Source organism: Kitasatospora sp. NPDC036934 (assembly GCF_055608425.1).
On the sequence record NZ_JBVJQR010000009.1, the window covers coordinates 193276 to 217616 of the forward strand.

19 protein-coding genes and 1 tRNA gene are annotated in these 24341 nt (G+C 72.1%); 7 read left to right on the forward strand and 13 right to left on the reverse strand.

Annotated features, from left to right (window positions below; all coding sequences use genetic code 11):
* Nucleotides 1–9 precede the first annotated feature (9 nt).
* From ACZ7BZ_RS16340 to ACZ7BZ_RS16350, 3 genes are read right to left on the reverse strand one after another with little or no spacing between them, the layout of a single operon-like run.
* Nucleotides 10–954 (reverse strand): ABC transporter permease, encoded by a 945-nt coding sequence (locus tag ACZ7BZ_RS16340; RefSeq protein WP_470358912.1) that lies wholly within the window; start codon nt 952–954, stop codon nt 10–12.
* Complete coding sequence (locus ACZ7BZ_RS16345; protein WP_470358913.1) at nt 941–2011, reverse strand: ABC transporter ATP-binding protein; 1071 nt, start codon at nt 2009–2011, stop codon at nt 941–943. Before ACZ7BZ_RS16345 ends, ACZ7BZ_RS16340 begins: the two co-directional genes overlap by 14 nt.
* 3 nt (nt 2012–2014) lie before the next feature.
* Nucleotides 2015–3289 (reverse strand): LolA family protein, encoded by a 1275-nt coding sequence (locus ACZ7BZ_RS16350; protein ID WP_470358914.1) that lies wholly within the window; start codon nt 3287–3289, stop codon nt 2015–2017.
* 182 nt (nt 3290–3471) lie between these two features.
* On the opposite strand from ACZ7BZ_RS16350, the gene ACZ7BZ_RS16355 reads away from it, so the two are divergent.
* Together ACZ7BZ_RS16355 and ACZ7BZ_RS16360 are read left to right on the forward strand one after the other, a co-directional pair.
* Nucleotides 3472–6060, forward strand: coding sequence for a bifunctional FO biosynthesis protein CofGH (locus ACZ7BZ_RS16355; protein ID WP_470358915.1), 2589 nt, complete (start codon nt 3472–3474; stop codon nt 6058–6060).
* A gap of 197 nt (nt 6061–6257) precedes the next feature.
* Nucleotides 6258–7373, forward strand: coding sequence for an ADP-ribosylglycohydrolase family protein (locus ACZ7BZ_RS16360; protein ID WP_380456954.1), 1116 nt, complete (start codon nt 6258–6260; stop codon nt 7371–7373).
* A gap of 151 nt (nt 7374–7524) precedes the next feature.
* Here the strand turns inward: ACZ7BZ_RS16360 and ACZ7BZ_RS16365 are convergent, their stop codons facing one another.
* The 3 genes from ACZ7BZ_RS16365 to ACZ7BZ_RS16375 all read right to left on the reverse strand — a co-directional run bounded on the left by ACZ7BZ_RS16365 (nt 7525) and on the right by ACZ7BZ_RS16375 (nt 9852).
* Nucleotides 7525–7734, reverse strand: a complete 210-nt coding sequence (locus ACZ7BZ_RS16365) for a DUF397 domain-containing protein (protein ID WP_380456952.1) — start codon at nt 7732–7734, stop codon at nt 7525–7527.
* Complete coding sequence (locus tag ACZ7BZ_RS16370; RefSeq protein WP_380456950.1) at nt 7731–8594, reverse strand: helix-turn-helix domain-containing protein; 864 nt, start codon at nt 8592–8594, stop codon at nt 7731–7733. Before ACZ7BZ_RS16370 ends, ACZ7BZ_RS16365 begins: the two co-directional genes overlap by 4 nt.
* Nucleotides 8595–9111: 517 nt before the next feature.
* The gene (locus tag ACZ7BZ_RS16375; RefSeq protein ID WP_380456948.1) at nt 9112–9852 is read right to left on the reverse strand and encodes a GOLPH3/VPS74 family protein; all 741 of its coding nucleotides are present in this window, start codon (nt 9850–9852) and stop codon (nt 9112–9114) included.
* 609 nt (nt 9853–10461) lie between these two features.
* On the opposite strand from ACZ7BZ_RS16375, the gene ACZ7BZ_RS16380 reads away from it, so the two are divergent.
* Together ACZ7BZ_RS16380 and ACZ7BZ_RS16385 are read left to right on the forward strand one after the other, a co-directional pair.
* Nucleotides 10462–12477, forward strand: a complete 2016-nt coding sequence (locus ACZ7BZ_RS16380; RefSeq protein ID WP_470358916.1) for a serine hydrolase — start codon at nt 10462–10464, stop codon at nt 12475–12477.
* Between the two features lie 140 nt (nt 12478–12617).
* Nucleotides 12618–12690: transfer RNA gene (locus tag ACZ7BZ_RS16385), tRNA-Arg, on the forward strand.
* Nucleotides 12691–13217: 527 nt separating this feature from the next.
* On the opposite strand, the gene ACZ7BZ_RS16390 is transcribed toward ACZ7BZ_RS16385, so the two are convergent.
* Entirely contained in the window at nt 13218–14045 is an 828-nt protein-coding gene (locus ACZ7BZ_RS16390; protein ID WP_470358917.1) for a phosphatase PAP2 family protein, read from the reverse strand.
* Between the two features lie 425 nt (nt 14046–14470).
* Between ACZ7BZ_RS16390 and ACZ7BZ_RS16395 the strand changes: the two genes are divergently transcribed.
* Together ACZ7BZ_RS16395 and ACZ7BZ_RS16400 are read left to right on the forward strand one after the other, a co-directional pair.
* Nucleotides 14471–15457, forward strand: coding sequence for a sigma-70 family RNA polymerase sigma factor (locus ACZ7BZ_RS16395; RefSeq protein WP_470358918.1), 987 nt, complete (start codon nt 14471–14473; stop codon nt 15455–15457).
* Nucleotides 15458–15594: 137 nt separating this feature from the next.
* Nucleotides 15595–15873 (forward strand): hypothetical protein, encoded by a 279-nt coding sequence (locus ACZ7BZ_RS16400; protein WP_470358919.1) that lies wholly within the window; start codon nt 15595–15597, stop codon nt 15871–15873.
* Between the two features lie 10 nt (nt 15874–15883).
* Here the strand turns inward: ACZ7BZ_RS16400 and mscL are convergent, their stop codons facing one another.
* From mscL to ACZ7BZ_RS16425, 5 genes are all read right to left on the reverse strand, one after another.
* Nucleotides 15884–16300 carry a large conductance mechanosensitive channel protein MscL gene (mscL, locus tag ACZ7BZ_RS16405; protein ID WP_470358920.1) on the reverse strand — a complete coding sequence of 139 codons (417 nt, stop codon included), beginning with the start codon at nt 16298–16300 and terminating at the stop codon, nt 15884–15886.
* Between the two features lie 30 nt (nt 16301–16330).
* Nucleotides 16331–16609: a hypothetical protein gene (locus tag ACZ7BZ_RS16410; RefSeq protein WP_470358921.1), complete on the reverse strand. Its 279-nt coding sequence runs from the start codon at nt 16607–16609 to the stop codon at nt 16331–16333.
* Nucleotides 16610–16833: 224 nt separating this feature from the next.
* The gene (locus tag ACZ7BZ_RS16415; RefSeq protein WP_470358922.1) at nt 16834–17154 is read right to left on the reverse strand and encodes an FmdB family zinc ribbon protein; all 321 of its coding nucleotides are present in this window, start codon (nt 17152–17154) and stop codon (nt 16834–16836) included.
* A 126-nt stretch (nt 17155–17280) separates the two neighbouring features.
* Entirely contained in the window at nt 17281–18540 is a 1260-nt protein-coding gene (locus ACZ7BZ_RS16420; RefSeq protein WP_470358978.1) for an MFS transporter, read from the reverse strand.
* Between the two features lie 551 nt (nt 18541–19091).
* A complete protein-coding gene (locus ACZ7BZ_RS16425; RefSeq protein WP_470358923.1) occupies nt 19092–20582 on the reverse strand; it encodes a potassium/proton antiporter in 1491 nt (496 codons plus the stop codon).
* Nucleotides 20583–20922: 340 nt separating this feature from the next.
* Between ACZ7BZ_RS16425 and ACZ7BZ_RS16430 the strand changes: the two genes are divergently transcribed.
* Nucleotides 20923–23643 carry a penicillin acylase family protein gene (locus ACZ7BZ_RS16430; RefSeq protein ID WP_470358924.1) on the forward strand — a complete coding sequence of 907 codons (2721 nt, stop codon included), beginning with the start codon at nt 20923–20925 and terminating at the stop codon, nt 23641–23643.
* Between the two features lie 88 nt (nt 23644–23731).
* Here ACZ7BZ_RS16430 and ACZ7BZ_RS16435 read toward each other — a convergent pair whose 3' ends face one another.
* Nucleotides 23732–24307 (reverse strand): 5-formyltetrahydrofolate cyclo-ligase, encoded by a 576-nt coding sequence (locus ACZ7BZ_RS16435; RefSeq protein ID WP_470358925.1) that lies wholly within the window; start codon nt 24305–24307, stop codon nt 23732–23734.
* Nucleotides 24308–24341: the final 34 nt, after the last annotated feature.

The following is a 24341-nucleotide window of genomic DNA, read 5'->3' on the forward strand; positions in this document are numbered from 1 at the left end:
CGGCGTCGGTCACGCGCTGATGTCCCGGCTGGTGAACCGGGCCCAGGCCGCCGAGCCGAACACGGCGACGTAGGCGGCCTGGAGGCCGAGGTCCTTCCACACGCCGTCCCAGTACATCGGCTGGCGCAGCAGGTCCGAGAAGCTCATCCAGTAGTGGGTGAACAGGAACGGCCGGATCGCGTCCAGCTGCGGGAAGGCGTCCAGGATCTGCACCGTGATGACCAGCCCGACGGTCGCCGCCATCGCCGCGATGCCGCTGCCGGTCAGGGTGGAGACGAACAGCCCGATCGCCACCAGCCCGGCCAGCGAGGCCGCGACCACCCCGGCCACCAGCACCGCCCGCAGCAGCGCGTCGGCGAAGCCGATGGTGTCCCCGGAGATCAGCGTGACCTCGCCGAGCGGGAACAGCGTGGCGCCGGCCGCCAGCGCGGTGACCGCGACCGCCGCCGTCGCCGCCAGGCAGAACACCAGCCCGGCGGTGAACTTGGCGGCCAGCAGCCTGGTCCGCCCGGCCGGGGCGACCAGCAGGTAGCGCAGCGTCCCGGTGGCCGCCTCGCCCGCCACCGAGTCCCCGGCGACCACGCCGACCGTCATCGGCAGGAACACCGGCAGCGCCACCGCCAGCGCGGTGAACACCAGGAACAGGCCGTTCTGGGTGGTCTGCGCGATGAAGCTGGGACCGCCGCCCTCGCGCGGACTGTCGGTGTTGAGCTTGACCACCACCCCGATCAGGATCGGCAGCACCGCCAGGATGCCGAGCAGCACCTTGGTGCGCATCCGGCGGAAGGTCAGGTGCAGTTCGTTGCGGAACAGCGCCAGGAAGCCGGACGCGGTCTGCGGCCGCCGACCGGTCACCAGCACCGGCCCGGCCTGAGACGGCTCCGCCTGAGACGGCTCCGCCTGAGACGGCTCCGCCTGAGACGGCTCCGCCTGCGGAGCCTCAGCCTGCGACATCGAAGCCCTCCCCGGTCAGCGCCACGAAGGCGTCCTCCAACGTGCCCCGCTCCAGCCCGAACCCGTGCACCCGGACCCCGGCCTCGACCAGCGCCGCGCACAGCTTGGGCAGCGCCTCGTCGCCGCTCGCGCCCAGCTCGCCGTCCACCCGGCCCTCGCCGGGCGCCAGCGCGACCACCTGGTGGGCCGCCAGCACCTCGGCGGCCTGCGCCACGTCGGGGGTGCGGACCACCAGCCGGCCCTGCGCCCGGGCGGCCAGCTCGGCGACGGTGCCCTGCACCACCAGCCGGCCCCGGGACATCACCGCCGCGTGGGTGCAGACCTGCTCGATCTCGTCCAGCAGGTGGGAGGAGAGGAACACCGTGGTGCCCTCCGCCGCGACCTCCCGGACCAGCGCCCGGATCTCCCGCATGCCCTGCGGGTCCAGCCCGTTGGTCGGCTCGTCCAGTACCAGCAGTTCGCGCGGCTGCAGCAGCGCGGAGGCCAGGCCCAGACGCTGCTTCATGCCGAGCGAGTAGGCGCGGGCCTTCTTGCCCGCGGCGGCGCTCAGGCCGACCCGCTCCAGCGCGGTCTCGACCCGCTGCCGACGGGTGCGCGGGTCGGCGGTCGGGTCGGCGGCGTCGAAGCGGACCAGGTTGTCCCGGCCGGACAGGAAGCCGTACAGCGCCGGACCCTCGATCAGCGCGCCCACCCGGGGCAGCACGCCGGCGACGGACTGCGGCATCGACTCGCCGAGCACGGTGGCCACGCCGGAGGTGGGGGCGATCAGGCCCATCAGCATCCGGATGGTGGTGGTCTTGCCGGAGCCGTTGGGGCCGAGGAAGCCGAACACCGAGCCGCGCGGCACGCTCAGGTCCAGGCCGTCGACGGCGAGTTGGCCGCCGCGGAAGCGCTTGGTCAGGCCGCGGGTCCTGATCACGTCATCGGCGGAGCTGGGAGCGGAGCGGGGAACGGGACCGGGAGGGGTGGCCGGGGACGGAACGGGGGCCGGGCGCGACGCCGCGCCCGAGCCCCCGGCCGACTCCGTAACGTCCCCCGTTACGGGAGTCTCGGTCATCCGTCAGTTCACCCCGGCGGCGTGCTGGAGGACGGGCAGGGTCACCGCGCCGGCGAAGACCCGGCCGTCGTCGGTGAGCAGCACGTTGACGACCTTGGTGCTGATCAGGGTGCCACCGCCGACCGGCTTGCCGAGCGACTTCACCAGGGCCTGCGGGTTCATCGCCCGGCTCTGGTGCTTGCCCTTCTTGCCGTCGGCCTTCGGCGCCGCGTCGGGCTCCTCGACGGTGGCGGGCAGCTGGGTGGAGACGACGGCCGTCCAGCCCTCGCCGATCACCTTCACCCCGTCGTGGCCCTTGCCCTGCTCACCCTTGCCCGGCTCGCCCCGGCCCTTGGCGTGCTCGGCCTCGGCGCCCTTGGCCGCCTCGTCCGCCTTCTTCTCCGTCACCTTGGCGCCCTTGGGCGCGGTGAAGTCGAAGGTCTTGGCGGCCGGCTTGGCGAAGGAGACGTCGGTGAAGTGGACGTCCAGCACGGTGGAGCCGTCGGTGGCCTTCACCACCACGGCCAGCGGCACCCCGTTGTCGGCGGCGACCGAGATCCGCACCTCGGCGATGGTCGAGCCGGACTGGGTCGGCTTGACGCTCAGCTGGTAGGCCTTCTGCCCGGCCACGTTGGCCGTCCCGGTGACGGTGACGGCGGTGGTGCCGGCGCTGCCGGTCAGGAACTGCTCGGCGGCCTCCTGCGGGGTGGTCGGCACCCCGGTGAGCGGCGCCTTCGGCGACTTCCCGGCCTCCGCGTGCCCGGCCGGGCGCCCGGTCATGTGCAGCGCGGTGTTGGTCGAGCTGTCCCAGGCCCAGCTCTGGTCGCCGTTGCGGACCAGGGTGTAGCCCGCCATGTTCTCCATCAGGTCCACCCGCTGGCGGTCCGGGCCGTCCACCGCGACCCGCAGCGTCTGGTCGCCGCCGAGCAGGCCGAGCAGCTTGGCCTGCGGGTCCGCGGACGCGCCCTGGCCCTGGCCGCCGCCGTGGCCGGCCGCCGCGCCGAGCCCGCCCGCCGCCGCGCCCAGCAGCTGGCTGGGCACGCCGAGGTCGGTGGCGACGGAGACCGTCCCGGACAGGGACTGGGCGTCGGAGCCCAGCGCCTTGGCCACCACCTGCTCGGCGGACAGCTGCGGCAGGTTCGGCGGCGAGTCGGCGGCCAGCGCCGGCACCAGCCCGACTCCGGCGGCGATCACCGCCCCCACCGCCAGCGGTACCCCGGCCCGCACCAGGGTGCGCCGTCGCGAGCGGTACGGGACCCCGCCGTCCATGGCGTCGTCCACCGCCGTCTCATTGGTCATGGCGTCCTCAACTCCTCTTCGAACACGTGCGCTTGGCCCTGCCCCTCCATTAGAGGCCGCCGCCGTCGCCACGTCATCGCCCTGCGGGGGCACTTCGAGGTGAACCTGACGGGGTACGCCGACCCTGAGACGGCCTCAGGGTTGTGTACTCCCGTCGTACGACCCTGGCATAGGGTCGCGCCATGGACGGAACCGCTACGGCCGCAAGCAACCCTCCGACCGCGAACGCGATGCGGCGCGCCCTGCGCCGCGCCAGGGACGGCGTCGCCCTCGACCTCACCGAGGCCGCCGTGCTGCTCCAGGCCAGAGGCGATGACCTGCGGGACCTCTGCGCGAGTGCCGCCCGGGTGCGCGACGCCGGCCTGGAGGCGGCCGGCCGGCCCGGTGTCATCACCTACTCCAAGAGCGTGTTCATCCCGCTCACCCGGCTCTGCCGGGACAAGTGCCACTACTGCACCTTCGTCACCGTCCCCGGCAAGCTCCGCCGGGCCGGGCACGGGATGTTCATGTCCCCGGACGAGGTGCTGGACGTCGCCCGGCGCGGGGCCGAACTCGGCTGCAAGGAAGCCCTGATCACGCTCGGCGACAAGCCCGAGGACCGCTGGCCGGAGGCCCGCGAGTGGCTGGACGCGCACGGCTACGACGACACCATCGCCTACGTCCGGGCGATGTCCATCCGCATCCTGGAGGAGACCGGCCTGCTCCCGCACCTCAACCCCGGGGTGCTGAGCTGGACGGACTTCCAGCGGCTCAAGCCGGTCTCCGCCTCGATGGGCATGATGCTGGAGACCACCGCCACCCGGCTGTGGAGCGAGCCCGGCGGCCCGCACCACGGCTCCCCGGACAAGGAGCCGGCCGTCCGGCTGCGGGTGCTGGAGGACGCCGGCCGCAGCTCAGTCCCCTTCACCAGCGGCCTGCTGATCGGCATCGGCGAGACGTACCAGGAGCGAGCCGAGTCGCTGTTCGCGCTGCGCAAGGTCTCCCGGGCCTACCACGGTGTCCAGGAACTGATCCTTCAGAACTTCCGCGCCAAGCCGGACACGGCGATGCGCGGCATGCCCGACGCCGAACTGGACGAACTGGTCGCCACGGTGGCCGTCGCCCGGCACCTGCTCGGCCCGACCGCCTGCCTCCAGGCGCCGCCCAACCTGGTCGACGGCGAGTACGAGCGGCTGATCGCGGCCGGCATCGACGACTGGGGCGGCGTCTCCCCGCTCACCCCCGACCACGTCAACCCCGAGCGCCCCTGGCCGCAGATCGACCGGCTCGCCGACCGCTCCGCCGCGGCCGGCTTCGCCCTGCGCGAGCGCCTCGCCGTCTACCCCGAGTACGTGCTGCGCGGCGAACCCTGGCTGGACCCGCGGGTGCTGCCGCACGTCCGGGCCCTGGCCGACCCGGCCACCGGACTGGCGAACCCGGACGCGACCGTCCAGGGCCACCCCTGGCAGGAGCCCGAGGACCTCCCGGAGTCGTACGGCCGGACCGACCTGCACACCGCCGTCGACACCGAGGGCCGCACCGGCGACCGCCGGGCCGACTTCGAGGACGTCTACGGCGACTGGGAGGTGCTGCGCGAACAGGTACTGGCCAAGGGCGCGCCCGAGCGCCTCTCCGGGGACCTCCGCGAGGCGCTCGCGGTGGCCGCCGACGACCCGGAGAGGCTCACCGACGACCACGCGCTGGCCCTGTTCCACGCGGACGGCCCTGCCCTGGACGCCCTGTGCCGGATCGCCGACGACGTCCGCCGGGCGGCGGTCGGCGAGGACGTCACCTACTGCGTCACCCGGAACATCAACTTCACCAACGTCTGCTACACCGGCTGCCGCTTCTGCGCCTTCGCCCAGCGCCGCACCGACGCCGACGCCTACACCCTCTCCCTCGAGCAGGTCGCCGAACGGGCCGCCCAGGCCTGGGAGGTGGGCGCCACCGAGGTGTGCATGCAGGGCGGCATCCACCCGGACCTGCCCGGCACCGCCTACTTCGACATCGCCCGCGCGGTGAAGGAGCGGGTGCCCGGCATCCACGTGCACGCCTTCTCCCCGATGGAGGTGGTCAACGGCGCCACCAGGACGGGCCTGTCGATCCGCGACTGGCTCCAGCGGGCCAAGGAGTCCGGCCTGGACACCATCCCCGGCACCGCCGCCGAGATCCTCGACGACGAGGTCCGCTGGGTGCTCACCAAGGGCAAGCTGCCCGCCGCGACCTGGGTCGAGGTCGTCACCACCGCCCACGAACTGGGCATCCGCTCCTCCTCCACCATGATGTACGGGCACGTGGACACCCCCGCGCACTGGCTCGGGCACCTGCGGCTGCTCGCGCGGATCCAGCAACGCACCGGCGGGTTCACCGAGTTCGTCACCCTCCCGTTCATCCACACCAACGCCCCGGTCTACCTGGCCGGCATCGCACGCCCCGGCCCGACCGCCCGGGACAACCGCGCGGTGGTCGCGATGGCCCGGCTGCTGCTGCACCCGCACATCCCCAACATCCAGACCAGCTGGGTCAAGCTGGGCGCCGAGGGCGCCGCCGAGATGCTCCGCTCCGGCGCCAACGACCTCGGTGGCACGCTGATGGAGGAGACCATCTCGCGGATGGCCGGCTCGGCGTACGGCAGCTACAAGTCGGTGCGCGACCTCCAGGCGATCGCCGAGGCGGCCGGCCGCCCGCACCGCCAGCGCACCACCCTCTACGGCGAGGTGCCGGCCGAGCGGCGGGCGGCGGCGCTGGCCTCGGACGGGCACCTGCCGGAACTGCTGCCGGTCCTCGACTGAGGCCGGTCGCCCGTCCGCCTGCCCGGTCCGCCGCACCACCGGCGGGCCGGGCCCCCGGGGGCGCCGGACAACGGGGGTGCCGGACAACCAGGGATGCCGTCTCTCCGTTCGAACCTTCGAAGTACAGTGCCAGGGCGCGTCGGCCGCCGTGGGTGCCGCGTGCGGCCCCCGAACCCGACGAAAGGCGCCCCGCCGTGATGCCACTGTGGTCACGAGCCCAGCAGCAGGACTTCCGCAGCCGGGTCCGCGGCTGCCTGCTCGGCGGTGCCATCGGTGACGCGCTCGGCGCGGGCGTCGAGTTCGAGCCCCTGGAGAAGATCCGGGCCCAGCACGGCCCGCAGGGTGTCACCGGCTACGTCCCCGCGTACGGGCGCACCGGCGCGATAACGGACGACACCCAGCTCAGCCTGTTCACCGTGGACGGCCTGATCCGCGCCCACATCCGGCGCGACACCGGCAGCTGGCACCCGCCCACCGACCTGCACCTGGCCTACCTGCGCTGGGCCGCCACCCAGCGCGACTGGGGCCCGGACGAGCGCCGCCCCGACCTCGGCTGGCTCGGCCGCGAGGAGTGGCTGTACGCCCAGCGCGCCCCCGGCCAGGGCTGCCTGACCGGCCTCACCGGGCCGGACGGCGAGCGGCTCGGCACCCTGGAACACCCCAAGAACCCGCACTCCAAGGGTTGCGGAACGGTGGTGCGGTCGGCGCCGTTCGGGCTGCTCACCACCTGGGAGCCGGGCCTGGTGTTCCAACTCGCGGTGGAGTGCTCGGTGCTCACCCACGGCCACCCCACCGGCTACCTCGCGGCGGGCGCGCTCGCGGTGATCGTCCAGGCGGTCGCCCGCGGAGGCACCCTGGAGGAGGGCGTCCACCTGGCGCTGGCCCTGCTCTCCGAACGGCAGGCGCACGAGGAGACCACCAACGCGCTGCGGGCCGCGCTGGACGCGGTGCGGGCCGGCGAGCCGTCCGCCGAGCGGGTCGAGGCGCTGGGGGAGGGCTGGGTCGCCGAGGAGGCGCTGGCCATCGGGGTCTACTGCGCGCTGGTCGCCCACGACGTCCGCTCGGGCCTGCTGCTGGCCGTCAACCACTCCGGGGACAGCGACTCCACCGGCGCGATCTGCGGCAACCTGCTCGGGGTGCTGCACGGCGACACCGCGCTGCCGCCGGGCCTGGTGGCGGGGCTGGAGGGGCGCGGCGCGATCCTCGAACTCGCCGACGACTTCGCCCTGGAGCTGATGCACGGCACCGAACTGCACGACCGGCGGAGCCCGGAGGGGGCCGACTGGGCCGGCCGGTACCCGGTGGCGCACTGAACCCGGCCCGCCGCCGTATCCGCGCGCGGCGCCCGGAACGCAGCCGCCCGGAACGCAAGTCGCCGTAACGCAAGTTGCCCGTAGCGCTGTCCGCCGCTCTGGGCGACGGACAGCGCTACGGGCAACTGGGCCGAGCACGGAACCGGTCTGGTCAGACCTCGCCGAAGGACCCCGCCGCCGCGGCCGACGCGAACGCGTTCCAGGCCTGGGTGGAGAAGCGCAGCTGCGGGCCGGCCGGGTCCTTGGAGTCCCGGACCGCGACCGCTCCCGCGGCCGGTCCGGCGATCTCCACGCAGGCGCCCTGGCCTCCGCTGTGACTGCTCTTTCGCCAACGGACTCCGTGCTCGGCGGGGGTGCTCATTCGTGGTATCCCTTTTCGATGTCGGCTATCAGCGACCGGCTCTCCGCGACACCGAGCGCGGCCGCTCTCAGGTAGTCGTAGAGACCGGTATAGCGGCGCACATCGGCCTCCTTCTCCAGGTAGAGATCGCTCGTCACACCTTCGAAGTAGACAACCGTGGAATCGGCTGACTCCGGGAACTCCAGCAGGGAGAATGTCCCGGTCATTCCGGGATGGGCTCCGTGCGAGAACGGGATCACCTGGATGGTGATGTTCGGGCGCAGGCTGAGCTCCAGCATCTGCCGCAGCTGGCGGGCCATGATCTCGCGGCTGCCGACCTCGCGGCGCAGCGCCGCCTCGTCTATGACGGTCCACAGGCTGCCGAGCTGGTTGTCGCCGTGGACGCGCTCCTGGCGCTTCATTCGCACCTGCACCCGGCGCTGCACCGCGTTCGCGTCGGTGTCCGGCTGGGTGCCCTCGACCACCGCCTGCGCGTAGTGCTCGGTCTGCAGCAGGCCGGGGATGAAGGAGGACTCGTAGGCGCGGATCGAGGAGGCCTCGGCCTCCAGGCCGATGTAGACGCTGTAGGGGGTCGGCATGTCGTTGAAGTCGTGCCACCAGCCGCGCTGACGGGACTCCTTGGCCATCTCCATCAGACTGTTGCGCATCTGCTCGTCGGCCACGTTGTACACGTCGCAGAGGTCGCGCACATCACGCTGGCTGATGCTGCGGCGGCCGTTCTCCAGCCGGCTGATCTTCGACTGGGAGACCATCAGGCGGCCGGCCACCTCCTCGGCCGTCATCCCGAGGCCCTCGCGGAGTTTGCGCAGCTCGGAGCCCAGGCGCCGGCGGCGCACGGTGGGATTGATGTTCGCGGACACGTCGACCTCCGGCCGGACCTCTGGTGATCGTTGGAACGGCAGCCCTCGGGACACTTCGGACATTGGGACCAACCCCCCTGACTGGAGCAGCATGTCACCTTGGGCCAGGTCGGCGCCGGGGAATCACAGCAGCGCAGTAGAACAGACCATCGGAAAAGCGCGTCCATGAGACAGCGACGGCCCCCGGGTGGTAATGCGGCTCGGCGACTAGGACCGGTAGTTGCGATGGGCCTCGACGGGCCTCAGGGAACGGCAGAGGGGCGGTCGCCGGGCGACTTGCGTCGCGGGGCGACCGCCCCTCGGTGCCGTTCGTGGCGCCGGTGATGCCGGGTCGTGCCGGTGGTTCGGATGGTGCGCAGCGGTGCGGCCGGTGGTCCAGCGCCCTCCGGGGGCGTGAACCGGGCGGTGTGCGCCGTTGGGCTGCCCGGCCCCGTCGGGCCGGTTGAACTGTTCGTGCGGTCGGACCGGCCGGAGCGGTCGGACTGTTCAGGCTGTCGCGCTGTTCGGACTGTCGGGCTCAGCGCACCCCGACCCGGGGAGCGGAGACCCGTCCGCCCGGCGCCCGGCCCGTCGCCCGGGCGCCGGAGCGACCGGAACCGGCCCCGGAATCCTGGGAAGAACGGTTCTGCTGTGTCGGCAGGCCGTTCTGCACGTCCATCACGGCGTGCGCGACCATCCCGCCCAGCGGGTCGTACCGGATCAGATCGCGCAGCCGCGACCGCGAGGACCGGCCCTCGTTGCCCGGGTACAGGTGCTTGCCCAGCCCCACCGAGTGGGCCAGGGCGGCGAGCGCGGCCGTCCGCGGGTCCGGCGGCACGCCGGTGCGGATCGCGGTGTCCAGCCGCTGCTTGATCGCGGCGTTGGTGCAGTCGTCGGACGCCTGGTACCGGGTCGTCGGCAGCACCCCGCACATCTGCCCCGGCACGGCCGTGACCATGCCGCAGCGTTCCAGGTGTGCCAGGTACGTCTGCCGCAGGCCCAGCCGCGGCCCGCCGATCCAGTGCGCCGCGCGGACCGGACTGCCGCGTCGGCGCAGCAGTTCCAGTGCGTGGTCCAGGGTCGGGTCGCCGGTCGGCCGTGCGAGCACGACGGCGATCCGGTCGCCCTCCGGTACGATCCGTCCGGCCAGGGACAGCTCGACGAGCTGCGCCCCGGCGAGTCCGAGGTCGAGGGTCTGCGGCTGCGCCGTGGTACCCGTGGTCGGGTCCAAAGCGAGCAGCAAGAGTTCCTCGGGAACAGTTCTGCGGCTCTTGCCCATCCAAGCCTCCCCGCGTGGATGAGAGACAGGGTGACGCCTCTCACACGGGCTTGTCGAGTACGCCTCCGAATCGTGACCTTGCGGTGAAGGCGCGGAACCGGCGGCCACAGGCCCGGCGTCTGACCCATGAACAGACCACGTTGCGGCCTTGCGACGGCAATATGCGCCGGTCGGGCGGGGTGTGCGCGGCTGGACGGCCGTCGGTGGCGGAGACTGTACAGGTACACGGGGCGGGGCTTCGGCTTCCCGAAATCGGGTCTGCCGATGCCCCGCCGGGCGTTGAGGAGGCTGGGATACGTGGGCGAGTCCCCCGACAGGGTGCTGAGGGACGGCGAGCGGGAGCAGGGGCGCGAACGCGAACGGACGGGTCCGGCGGCTGGCGGGGCGTCAGCCGGCGCAGCCGCCGGGGAGAGCCCGGCGGCGAGTCCCGCCGGGTCGTCGGCCGAGCCGGCTGTCGATGCGGTTGTCGAGGCGACTGTCGAGGCGTCGACCGGAGCCTCTGCGGAGACCCCCGCGGACGCTTCCACCGATGCCTCCGTCGACGCTTCTGCCGACGCGCCGAAGGCGGGTGTCAAGGGCGGCTCGACCGTACAGCTCCGTGTCCGGGATGTGGACAGCCGGACGACGATGCTGCGGCTGCCGGTGGACAACAAGACCACCGCGCTGCGGCTGCCGGAGGAGCTGCTGAAGCCCGCCGACGACGGTGGTTCTGGTGATCCGACGGAGGAGAAGAAGGACTCGCCCGAGGTCGCGGAGGAGGAGCAGCCGGCCGCCGAACGGCCGTCCGTCGCCGACCCGCGTCTCGCCATGCGGACGGCTGCGGTGAAGGCGGGCCCCGCCGCCGAGACCGCCCAGAAGGCCGTCGGGAAGGCCGTCGGGAAGGCCGCGGAGGAGGAAGGGGAGGAGGCCGACGAAAAGGCCGACACACCCGACACCTCCACACCCGACACCTCCACGGCCGGCACCGCCGACAAGGCCGAGGGGGCCGAGGAGGCCGACACGCCGGAGCAGGCCGCTCCCGCCGCGCCCGCGCCTGCGCCGGGATCCGCGTCCGCCCCCCTGACCAAGAACGGGCAACCGGGCCAGGAACCGGGCCGGGCCGAGAAGTTGGAGAAGCCCGAGTCGCTGCGCGCCCCGGCCGCCTCCCCGGCTGCCGTCACCGCGCCCGAGCCGCCGAAGCCCGCTCCGATGCCCGAGCCGGCCCCGAAGCCGGTCCAGGGCCCCGTGCCCCCGCCCGCGCCGACACCGCTGCCCCGGCCCGAGCCACTGCCGTCCCAGCAGCCGCAGCAGCCGCAGCAGCCGACCCAGCCGCCGACGTCCGAGCCCCAGCCGCTGCCCTCGCCCGAGAACACGGCCGAGGCGATGGAGGTGCTGGCCACCCTCAACGCCCGCCCGGTCTCCCCGCTGCGGCGCGCGGTCAAGCGGGTCACCATCTGGACGGTCTTCCTGGCCGTGGTGCTCGGTGCCGTGGTGGTGGCCCAGCTGCTGCGTCCGCTGCCGGACCCGGAACTGCGGATGACGACCCCGGGCAGCTTCAGCTTCGCCGGCGACCAGCTCGACCTCGCCTGGCCGGCCAAGGGCCAGTCCGCCGCCGAGGTGGTCGGCGTCGGCAACCTCGGCAGCTCGGGTCAGGAGACCCCGGCTTCGATCGCCAGCGTCACCAAGGTGATGAACGCCTACCTGGTGCTGCAGAAGTTCCCGCTGAAGAAGGGGGAGAGCGGCCCGAAGATCGTCGTCGACAAGCAGGCCGCGCAGGAGTCCGGCAACAGCGACGAGTCCCGGGTGACCCTCACCGAGGGCCAGGTGCTCACCGAGTACCAGGCACTGGAACTGCTGATGCTGCCGTCCGCCAACAACGTGGCCCGGCTGCTCGCCCGCTACCACTCAGGCTCCGAGGAGGCGTTCGTCAAGCTGATGAACGACACCGCGGCCAAGCTCGGCATGGCCAACACCACCTACGCCGACCCGGCGGGCTTCAACGCGGACACCAAGTCCACCGCGAAGGACCAGCTGAAGCTGGCCGAGCAGGTGATGCAGGACGACATCTTCCGGCAGATCGTCGCCACCCCGGAGACCAACTTCAACAACACGAAGATCTCCAACACCAACAACCTGATCAACCCGAAGACCGGCGTGATCGGCGTCAAGACCGGTTCCAGCACCCCGGCCGGCGGCTGCCTGATGTGGGCCGCCTACAAGGACATCGGCGGCGTGAAGCGGCTGATCCTCGGCGTCACCCTGGGCCAGCAGGCCACCTCCCCGAACCCCGGCGACGGCATCCTGCCCACCGTGCTCAAGGTCAGCGGCAAGCAGATCCAGGCCGCGCAGAACGGGCTGACCGGCCAGACCCTGGTGAAGAAGGGCGACGTCGTCGGCAGCGTGGACGACGGGCTCGGCGGCAAGGTCCCGGTCGTCGCGACCAACGACCTCGTGGTGCCCGGCTTCCCCGGCGTCACCGGCACGATCACCCTGGACCCGTACGCGCTGCACCACAACGAGAAGGCCGGCAAGGAGGTCGGCACCCTGCGGGTGGGCGCGGGCGACGGCAAGACCGAGGTCCGGGTCGCCCTCCAGAACGACCTCAACCCGCCGTCCATCCAGTCCCGCCTGCTGCGCCTCCTCTGACCCCTCCCCGCAGCAACCCCGAAGGGGGAGCCGGCCCGCCCGGCTCCCCTCAGCCCTCCTCCCGTCAGCCACCCGGACCGCCACCCCCAGCCGACCCCCGATCCGGTACGCTGTGAACGGCCTGGTCACCGACCGGCCACGCCTCAGTAGCTCAGGGGATAGAGCACGGCTCTCCTAAAGCCGGTGTCGCAGGTTCGATTCCTGTCTGGGGCACAACAGAACCGCAGCTCACAGGCCCTCCATCCACTCGGGACGGAGGGCCTGCGGCATTCCCGCCCTCCTGCCACCCCACGTGCCACCCCGCCCGTCCCACCGGACATCGCCCGGCCGCACCGGGCCGGGGCCCCTGACGGAGCTCGGAATCCCCTGTCCCGCTCGCGGTGGCGCCGGCAAGCGGTAGCTGACCCTGGTGGTGCCGTAGCTGGCGACGATGGTCGCGCCCACCACCACCGCGACCTTCGGGCGGGGGGGGGTGACCCACTACCGGGGCGCGGTCCCGGACGGGCACCAGACCTCGCAGAGCAGGTTCGCGGACGGCGGGGCGTCGGTGGCGTAGCAGCCGGACGGCTACTTCTGGGAGGCCCGACTGGTCGCCGGAGCCGTCTTCCTGGTGCTGACCGCCGTCCTGCTCGGCTACGCCTGGCGCACGGTGCGGACCGTCCCCGCGAAGGGTTGACCGCCACCGTCCGCTCGCAGGCCCTCCGTCGGCTCCGGCGGGGGACCTGAGGCGTTCCTGGGCGTCAACTCCGGTTCCCGCGTGGTCCGTCGGCGCCGCGACCGTCGAACTCGGCGGCCTCCAGCGGCTCGTCGGCCCGCGGCGCCCGGACGGACGGCACGATGACCCGCTGGACCCTGGGCCTGGTGCGCCAGTTGACCCGCCGGACGTCCCGGGCCAGCGCGCCCGGCCGCCAGAGTTCGATCACGGCGGTCACGACGCCCAGTACGGCGCCGGCGGCCAGCCAGCCCGCCACCACGTCGCTGGGCCAGTGCACCCCGAGGGCCGTCCTGGTCCAGCCGATGGTCAGCACGGTGACGGCGGCCACCGAACAGGCGGCGGTCCGGCCGCGGCGGTCGACCCGGTACCAGATCAGGCCGACCAGGACGGCACAGGTGATCGCCGAGGCCATGGCGTGTCCGGAGGGGAAGGCCGGGCCGCCGGCGTGTGAGACCGGGTCGGAGAAGGCTGGCCGCTGCCGGTCGACGGCCAGCTTGAGCGCCCACTGGGCACCCCAGCCGACGAGTGCCTGGGCGGCCACCCAGCCGGCCAGCATCCGGGCGCCGATCAGCCAGAGCCAGGCAGCGGCGAGGCCGAGCAGTGAACGCATTGTGACGGGGCCGCCGATGTCGGAGAGGGTCTGCACCGCGGCGGTCCAGATCCGGTGTTCCCTCGCGTAGCTGTGGAGTCCGCCGATCCAGTCCTGGTCGAACTCGTGCAGGGGGTGCCAGTGGCCCGTCACCAGCATCGCCAGGATGCCGAACAGCGCGGCACAGCCCAGCGCGAGCGACACGTCCCGGAGGAGACGGCGGTGACGCACGGTGACGGGAGTCGTGCTGTTGGTCAGGTGCATGCCTGACACCTTCCCAGCGTCCCGTGCCGATCGGGAGCTGGAGTGATAGCGATTCGGCATCTTTTGTGCGGAGGGACTGCGTGCGCCGGGGGGTGGGCGCGGGCGGGAATCGGGGGCGCACGGGAACGCCCGCGATCGTCCGCCTGTTCAACCAAGGGGCGGCGATCGGGTGTGCGGACGGTGAAGAACCCCTTTCGGGGTGGTCGTCCGCGAGCACCAGAGGTGCCCGGTCGGTCACCGATTGTCGAAGACCGGAGTGAAAACCGGCAGGATACTGCATCGCGAGGAAGAATCTGAACGACTTGGGAATGTTGTCCGGAATCTGTTCGTTGGATCGTTACGTGTGAGCCCCCAGGGGCCCGCACTTCTTGCCCTCCTGGGGGGCAGGCAGCAGACCTCGGCAACACCAGTCAAAGGGAGCAAGCATGGCCACCCGTGCCGTCGTTCGAGACAGGGCCGACCGGACTCGCGCGGCCCGCCCGACCAACCTTGAGGCCGACCGCGACCTGGTCGGTATGTACCTCGACGAGATCGCCAGGACGCCCCTGCTCGATGCCGCCGAGGAGGTCGAGCTCTCGCTGCGGATCGAGGCCGGTGTGTACGCCCAGCACCTGCTGGACGAGAGCGAACGCCCCGACGGTCAACTCCCCGACGGCGTCACCCATGAGGAGCTGGAGGCGATAGCCGCCGACGCCGAGCGCGCCAAGGACGTCTTCATCCGCTCGAACCTCCGCCTGGTGGTGGCGGTCGCCCGGCGCTACCCGCGCAGTGGCCTGCCCCTGCTGGACCTCATCCAGGAGGGGAACGCGGGTCTGGTGCGCGCGGTCGAGAAGTTCGACTACGCCAAGGGCTTCAAGTTCTCCACCTACGCGACCTGGTGGATCCGCCAGGCGATCACCCGCTCGATCGCCGATCAGTCCCGCACCATCCGGCTCCCCGTGCACCTGGTCGAGGAACTGGGCCGGATCCGCCGGGTGCAGCGGGAGAAGTCCAAGGAGCTGGGCCGGGAGGCCGAGCCGGCCGAGATCGCGGCCGAGCTGGACACCACCGAGGCCCGGATCAAGGACGTGCTGGACTGGGCGCGCGACCCGGTCAGCCTCAACATGTCCGTCGACGACGAGGGCGAGACCCAGTTCGGCGACCTGGTGGAGGACACCGGGGCGACGTCCCCCGAGGACGCCGTGATGGTCATGCTCCGCCGCGAGGAGCTGGACGGCCTGATCGGGCGGCTGGACGACCGCACCGCCTCGATCATCCGCTCCCGCTACGGGATGGAGGACGGCCGCGAACGCACCCTCACCGAGGTGGGCAAGCAGCACGGGCTCACCCGCGAGCGGATCCGGCAGATCGAGAAGCACGCGCTGGCCGAACTGAAGAAGATCGCGGACCACGCGGGCTTCGAAGCCGCCTGATGACCGACGGCCGAGGTCGACCGCCCGGGCCCGGGTGCGGAGTGCTCCGCACCCGGGCCGGCGCATGTCATCGGGAGCCTCGCAAGGCTTCTAGGCTGAAAGGACAGGGTCGGACCGCGAGTAGGGGAGTGGACAAGGTGAGCGAGCAGGAACAAGAGCAAGCACAGAAACCGGGACGCGAACAGGGCCGGGACGGGACGCGGGGCGAGCGGGGCACCCCGGCCCCTCCCTCCCCCTCCTCCCCTCCCTCCACCCCCGCCCCCGCCAAGGCCCGGCTCGTCTTCCGCGACCCGCTGGACCAGCAGTCCCGGGACGACACCGACGCCGGCTGGGGCGACCGCCCGGGTGCTGGGGAGAGTGGTGGGCGGGGGCTGGACTGGTACCTGAGCCAGCGCCCGCCGCACCACGGGGACTGAAGACGTTGTTCTAACGCGCCGTGACCAGCGCGTCGCGGATCTCGGTCAGCAGTTGGACCTCCTTGGCCTCGGCCTCGGCCGCCACCTCGGCGACGCTCTTGCGCCTGGCCGCCATCCGGTTCATCGGCACGATCAGGACGAAGTAGACGACGGCGGCGGTGATCAGGAACTGCAGGGCGGCGCTGAGCACCGTCCCCCACAGGATGAGGATTCCGGACGTGACCTCACCGGTGGCGCTCACCCCGCAGGGCCCCTTGAGGCAGGAACTGTAGGACGCCAGGTCCTTCGTCCCGAACACGCCGACGATCGGATTGATCACGCCTTTGACGAAGGCGTTGACGATGTTGGTGAAGGCCGCACCGATGACCACGGCGACGGCGAGTTCGACGACATTTCCACGCAGCAGGAATTCCTTGAAGCCTTTCATGCCGCCTCGAACGACGAAGTCGTTCCGGGGTTACGGGTGATCTTCCGGGAGCCCGGATTGACAACCCGTACGGCCCACCGCGGCCCCCGAGGGCGGTGGCAGTCCGGCCTGCAGGGGCCCGGAGGCGAGCGCCGCGGCGACCGCGAGCAGCACCAGCGCGGGCACCCCGCCCCGCCGTCGGACGGCCCGGCGCCAGCGGTACCAGCCGCCGCACCCGCGCCGGATCGGCGGGAAGCTCGGCACCTCCCGCCGGGGCGGCACGGAGGGCGCGGGCAGGGGCAGGGAGAAGGGCAGGCTCGTGGTCGTCATGGGGGCCTCCGGACTCGGTCGGGTCTTGCTCGGTGACCCCTACCCTGCGCGTTCCCGCCTCGGCTGGGAAATCGATTCCCACAGCCTGTGGAAAACCCGCCCCTGTGGATAACTTCGTACACTCACACGAGCTAATCCGACCCTCGAAGGTTGACGATGGTGCGCGAAAAGGCCCGCCGCCCCCGCGCGAAGCGGGGCCGACGGGCCTTCTCGTGAGACCGAGGTCAGCCGGCGGCCGGAGCCGGGCTGGTCGATGAGCTGGACGAGCTGGAAGAGCTCGACGAACCGGACGAGCCCGAGCCCGAACCCGAGGTCGACGACGTCGAGGAGCTGGCGGACGAACCCGCGCCCACCGAGCTGCTGGAGGACGAGCGACTGTCGGTCCGGTAGAAGCCCGAGCCCTTGAACACGACGCCCACGGCCGAGAAGACCTTGCGGAGTCGTCCCTGGCATTCGGGGCACGTGGTCAGCGCCTCGTCGGTGAACTTCTGCACCGCCTCCAGGCCGCTGCCGCACTCGGTGCACTGGTACTGGTACGTGGGCACTTGTCTTCCTCCTGGCACTCTCGCCTGATGAGTGCTAACGATGGTCAATGATGCGGTATTCCGTTGGATCAGTCCAGCGAATCCGGTGTGAGATGAGCCGGTACCGCGTCACCGCCCACCGAGCGTTCAGCCCTTGGCCGCGCCGACCAGCTGCGCCGCGTTGCCGCGCTCGGCCGACGAGGCCACCACCCGGCCCGGCCCGCCCGGGGCCACCAGCAGGTGCCGCATCGACAGCAGCGCGATCAGCCCCAGGCCGGCGCCGATGGCCGGCACCAGGAAGCCGACCGAGGGCCCGTGGCCGTCGAGCAGCTTGCCCGCCGCCATCGAGCCGAACGCCAGTCCCAGCCCGATCGCACCGGTCAGCCAGGTGAAGGCCTCGGTCTTGGCGCCGTCCGCGACCAGGGTCTCGACCAGGGTGTAGCCGCTGATCAGGGTCGGGGCGATGGCCAGGCCGCAGACCAGCCCGGCGACCGTCAGGGCGACCAGGTTGGGCATCGCCCACAGCACCGAGCAGCCCAGCACCAGCATCGTGTAGCTCATGGCCATCCGCTGCTGCACCGGCCGCCGCCAGGCGATCACGCCGTACAGCACGCCGGCCAGCATCGAGCCGCCCGCGAAGATCCCGTACACCGTGCCGCCGGAGTCGTGCTGCCCCACCGAGTCGGCGAAGGCGTTGACCGACACCTGCATGCCGCCGAACACCGCGCCGACCCCGAGGAAGGCTCCGACCAGCAGCCGGACGCCGGGCGAGGCCAGCGCCGAGGCGCGCCGCACGCCGGGCTGCGGGAGGATCCGGGCCGGGGCGCTGCGCCGCTGGGCCGCGAAGGCGAGACCGCCGACCAGGGTCAGCGAGGCCTCGACGACCAGCGCGACCGCCGGGCTGGCGAAGGCGGCGATGTTGGCGGCCAGGATCGGGCCGACCACGAAGGTGAACTCGTCCGTCACGGACTCGAAGGCGAAGGCGGTGCTCACCTTGGCGCCGGCGGCGGGCGAGGCGCCCTCCCCGGTGAACGTGGAGACCCAGCGGGCCCGGACCATCGCGCCGATCTGCGGCACGCTCGCCCCGGCCGGGACGGCGGCCAGGTAGACGCTCCAGGCCGGCGCGTGGCCGAGCGCCAGCGCGATCAGCAGGCCGACCGAGACCGCGTGCACCAGCACCGTCGGGACCAGCACCGCGGCCTGGCCGTACCGGTCGGCCAGCCGACCGGTCTGCGGCCCGATCAGGGCCTGGGCGACGGCGGCGACCGCGACGGCCGTGCCGGCGGTGCCGTACGAGCCGGTGGTCTGGGTGACGAGCAGCAGGATGCCCATGCTGAGCATCGCGTAGGGCAGTCGCGCGACGAGGGCGGGGGACAGGAACGTCCAGGCGCCGGGCGTGCGCAGCAGCTCCCCGTACCCGACCCTGGCGGGCGCCTCGGCGGTGGTGTCGACAGTGCTGCGCGCGGTGTCCGGAGCGAAGTCCGGAGCGAAGTCCGGAGTGGTCTCCGGAGCGGAGTCCGCGGCGATCTCGACCGTTCGGCGGGCCGTCACGGTCGGTCCTTCCTGCTGCCTGGTAGCGCGGCAGGGCATGGGGTGGCCCCGACGGCGCCGAGAGTCGTCCTCTCGCGCGTCGACCGGGGTAGATACCGGGTCGGCCGGGCCTGGTGGGCCGGTGCCGGACCGCGGCCGCCGAGCGGTCGCGCCAACTCTGCGTCAGGCAGATGCTGGGGTGGTCTAACGGTAGTCATACGGCGTAGTCGAACCAGCATACAGTTACGCGCGTAGATAACGCCAGGCCACCCGGATCACGCAGGCCTCGCAGGCCTCGCAGGTCGCTCGGAGCACATGGAGTGCCCCGAGCACCCGGAACACCCGGCCCGCAAGACACACGGGCCGTCCGAGCCGCGACCGGCCCCCCGTTCCCAGGAGCTCCCCGCCCGTTCGGTCACCCGGCCCGTTCAGTCACCCCGCCCGTTGAGCCACCCCGCCAGCTTGCCGCCCTTGTCCACGGCCCGCAGCCGCCGCTCGGCCGCCTCGCCGACCTCGTCGGTGGTGACCACCAGCAGCTCGTCCCCGCCGCGCAGCATCGTCGTCTTGTCCGGCACGAAGGAGTTCCCCTCCCGCACGACCAGGGTGACCGCCGCCCCCTTGGGCAGCCGCAGCTCGCTGATCTCCACGCCGGACATCCGCGAGGTCGGCGAGAGCGCGACCGACAGCAGGTGGCCGTGCAGCTTCTCCAGTGGCGCGGACTCGATGTCGAGGTCCTGTCCCATCGCGCCCTCGCCGATCCGCAGCCGCTTGGCCATCCAGGGCAGGGTCGGGCCCTGGAGCAGGGTGAAGACGACGACCAGGATGAAGACGATGTTGAACACGTCCTCGGCCTTGTGCGCGCCGGAGACCACCGGGATGGTGGCCAGCACGATGGGCACCGCCCCGCGCAGCCCGGCCCAGCTCAGCAGCGCCTGTTCGCGGGCGGGCACCTTGAACGGGGTCAGGGTGAGCACCACGGACAGCGGCCGGGCCAGGAAGACCAGTACCCCGCCTATCACCAGGGCGGGGACCACCGCGTCGCCCATGCTCTCGGGCGCGGCCAGCAGGCCGAGCAGCACGAACATGCCGATCTGCCCGATCCAGGCCAGTCCGTCGGCGAAGCCGCGCACCGCCGGTCCGTGCGGGAGCTTGGAGTTCCCGAGGATCACCGCGCTGATGTAGACGGCGAGGAAGCCGGAGCCGTGCAGCAGTGAGCCGCCGGCGTAGGCGAGCACGGTGAGCGCCACCACGGCGATCGGGTAGAGGCCCGAGGAGGGCAGCGCGACGTGCTTGACCGCGTAGGCGCCGAGCTTGCCGACGGCCAGGCCGACCGCCGCGCCGATCGCCAGCTCCGCGGCGATCGTGCCGAGCAGCACGTACCAGGAGTCCAGTTCGCCGGCCGAGGCGAAGGCGACGACCAGGATGACCACGGGGGCGTCGTTGAAGCCGGACTCGGCCTCCAGCAGGCCGGTGAGCCGGTGCGGCAGCGGGACCATCCGCAGCACCGAGAAGACGGCCGCCGCGTCGGTGGAGGAGACGATCGCGCCGAGCAGCAGCGAGGTCCGCCAGTCCAGGCCGACCAGCCAGTGCGCGCCGGCCGCGGTGACGAAGACGCTGACCCCGACGCCGACGGTGGCCAGCACGGTGGCGGCCGGCATCGCCGGCCTGACCTCGCGCCAGCTGGTCTTGAGGCCACCCTCGGCCAGGATCACCACGAGTGCCGCGTAGCCGAGCACCTGGGTCAGTTCGGCGTTGTTGAAGGTGACGCCGATCCCGTTCTGGCCCAGTGCCACGCCGATCCCGAGGTAGATCAGCAGACTGGGCAGTCCTGATCGGGTCGAGAACCGGACGGCGACCACCGCGAAGAGCAGGATCACGGAGGCTTCGAGCAGGAGCTGGTTCAGATGGGCGACGTTCACGCAGTGGCACCTCGGGCAGGCATGGGCGGGCGGGGTGTCAGGTGGTGCTGAAGGTGGTCCGTTGGTACGGGGCGGGTGCTGTCGGGCACCGGACCGCTAAGAAGTCGTCAATGCTCCTGTTGCGGATCGTTACTCAGTCTAACATTTTGCCATACCTTTAGCTTGTCTCACGGCTTGGCTCCTGATCGGCTCCTGGTCAGCTCCTGATCGACTCCGGCTCGGCTCCAGCTCGGTCCCCCGTTCACAGCCCTCCGCCGACTCGGCCTAATGTGGTGCCCTGTCCCGGCCCCAGGTCCCGGACACGCCCGCCCGCCCCGAAGTCAGGACCGCAAGGACCCAGATGCCCCGCTCGAAGAAGTTCCGGCGCGCCCGTCTGATCGTGATCGTGCTGGTCGTGCTGCTGGTGGCCGGCGTCGGCTACGGCGGCTACCGCGGGGTCACCGCGGTCCGCGCCTCCTTCCCGGAGGTCGACGGCACCGTCAAGGTGGCGGGCCTGAGCGCGCCGGTGGACGTCAAGCGGGACGCCAACGGCATCCCGCAGCTGTACGCGGACACCCCCGAGGACATGTTCCGCGCCCAGGGCTACGTCCAGGCCCAGGACCGGTTCTGGGAGATGGACGTCCGACGGCACATCACCGCGGGCCGGCTGTCCGAGATGTTCGGCGACGGCCAGGTCGACACCGACTCCTTCATCCGCACCATGGGCTGGCGCCAGGTGGCGCAGAAGGAGTACGACACCAAGCTCTCGCCGGAGGCCAAGAAGTACCTCCAGGCCTACGCGGACGGCGTGAACGCCTGGCTCGGCGAGCACCCCGGCGGCGAGAAGGCCTCGCTGGAGTACGCCCTGCTCGGCGCCGTCAACAGCGGCTACCAGCCCGAGCAGTGGACCCCGGTCGACTCGGTGGCCTGGCTCAAGGCGATGGCCTGGAACCTCTCCGGGAACCTCCAGGAGGAGATCGACCGCTCGCTGCTGGCCCAGGACTTCGGCCCGGACAAGATCGCCGAGCTGTACCCGGACTACCCGTACTCGCGCAACGGCACGATCGTGAAGACCGGCACCGTCAGCGGTGACACCTACCGCCCGGCGGACGGCTCCGCCCAGCCCGGTACGGCCCCCGGCGGCGGCACCACCCAGGGCGCGGCCACCACCAAGGCGCTGATGCAGGGCCTCACCGACCGGATCGACGCGATGCCGCAGCTGCTCGGCCGCCCCGGCCAGGGCATCGGTTCCAACTCCTGGGTGGTCGCCGGCTCGCACACCACCACCGGCAAGCCGCTGCTGGCCAACGACCCGCACCTCGGCCCCGGCCTGCCCTCGGTCTGGTACCAGATGGGCCTGCACTGCCGGACCGTCTCCTCGGCCTGCCAGTTCGACGTCTCCGGCTTCACCTTCGCCGGCATGCCCGGCGTGGTGATCGGACACAACAAGGACATCGCCTGGGGCTTCACCAACCTGGGCGCCGACGTGACCGACCTCTACCTGGAGAAGGTCACCGGCCCGGAGACCTACCAGGTCGACGGCAAGGACGAGAAGTTCGACCTCCGCAAGGAGACCATCAAGGTCGCCGGCGGCGAGGACCGCACCATCACCGTCCGCACCACCCGGACCGGCGCGCCGCTCATCTCCGACGTGAGCACCGAGCAGCAGAACGTCGGCAAGTACGCCCCCAACGGCAGCTCCGCACCGGACCGCGGCACCGGCGGCTACGGCGTCGCCCTGCAGTGGACGGCGCTCAGCCCGGGCAAGACCATGGACGCCGTCTTCGAGCTGGACAAGGCCCGCAACTGGGACGAGTTCCGCGCCGCCGCCAAGGACTTCGCCGTCCCCGCGCAGAACCTGATCTACGCCGACGCCAAGAACATCGGTTACCAGGCCCCGGGTGTCATCCCGGTGCGCGGCAAGGGCGACGGTTCCATGCCGGCCCCGGGTTGGGACTCCTCCTACCAGTGGAAGCCGGATCCGGTCCCCTTCACCGCCCTGCCGTACAGCTTCAACCCGGCCGTGGGCTACATCGTCACCGCCAACCAGGCCGTGGTGGACCCGGGCTACAAGTACACCCTCACCAAGGACTGGGAGTACGGCACTCGGGCCAAGGAGATCACCGACCAGATCGAGGGCCTGCTCAAGAACAACGGCAAGATCTCGCCGGACGACATGCAGACCCTGCAGCTGGACAACACCAGCATCATGGCCAAGACGCTGGTCCCGCTGCTGCTCAAGCAGCAGATCGACGACCCGTACGTGCGCGAGGCCCAGGACCTGCTGAAGGACTGGAACTTCCACCAGGACGCCGACTCGGCCGCCGCCGCCTACTACAACGGCGTCTGGCGCAACCTGCTGAGCCTCGCCTTCGGGCAGAAGTTCCCGGCCGACATCCGCGCCAAGGACAACTGCCTGCTGGTCCGCCAGCAGGACGACCCGACCAAGCCGGACAGCTCCAGCAAGATCGTCACGGAGTGCGGCACCCGCGACCCGGGCAAGGCCCAGCCGGACGGCGGCGACCGCTGGACCGAGGTGGTGCGCGCCCAGCTGGACAAGCCCGACAGCTCGTGGTGGACGTACATCGACTCCCAGCACAAGGAGCAGAAGGGCCTGGACAACCTCCTCAAGGAGGCCATGAAGAACGCCCGCCAGGACCTGACCTCGCTGCTCGGCAAGGACATCTCCACCTGGAGCTGGGGCCGCCTGCACAAGCTGGAGCTGCGCGAGCAGACCATGGGCACCGACAACTCCTCGATCGCCTCCGGCGTCGTCCACAAGCTGCTCAACCGCGGCCCCTACCGCCTCTCCGGCGGCTCGGCGGCGGTCGACGCGGCGGGCTGGAACGCGGCGGCCGGCTACCAGGTGGACTGGATCCCGTCGATGCGGATGGTGGTCGACCTGAACGACCTGGACTCCTCGCGCTGGGTCAACGTCGGCGGCGCCTCCGGCCACGCCTTCCACCAGAACTACAACGACCAGACCGACCTCTGGCTCAAGGGCAAGCTGCTGACCTGGGCGTTCACCCCGGACGCGGTCGAGAAGGCCACCAAGCACAAGCTGGTGCTCACCACCGGCTGACGCCCGTACGACATGCCGACGGCGGCCCGCCCCCGCACCGGGGGCGGGCCGCCGTCGTCGGTCGGGCCGAGCCCCGGCCCGTGCGCCCTCAGCCGAGCGCACGCACCCCCGAGGGCGTGACCGCCAGGTCCACCGGCAGGTCGTGCGGCTCGGCCGGCACCCGCTCCAGCAGCTCGTGCTCGTACAGCAGCACGGCCAGCACCGGCCGCACCCCGGCCCTTTCCAGCCGGGCCAGCACCCGGTCGTAACTGCCGCCGCCGCGGCCCAGCCGCCGCCCGCCCCGGTCCACCGCCAGGCCCGGCAGCAGCACCATCGAGGCCCCCGTGACGGCGGCCGGCCCGAGCCGCGGCCCGACCGGCTCCAGCAGCCCGCGCCCGGCCGGAGCCAGCGTCCCGGGCCCCGCGTAGTCGGCCCAGTCCAGGTCGTTGTCGGGCAGCAGCACCGGCAGCAGCACCCGCACGCCGTCCTCCCGCAGCGCGTCCAGCAGCGGCCTGGTCCCGGGCTCCGTGCCCACCGAGACGTAGGCGGCCACCGTGCTGCCGCGCGCCGCCAGCTCCCAGGCGTGCCCGGCCAGCGCGTCCGCCGCCTCCGCGCGCCCCTCGGCGGTCAGTGCGCGGCGCTTCGTCAACAGCCGTGTCCTCAGGTCGCTCTTCTCGTTGTGCACCGGATCCTCCGCGTCCGAAAACCGTGACGCGCAG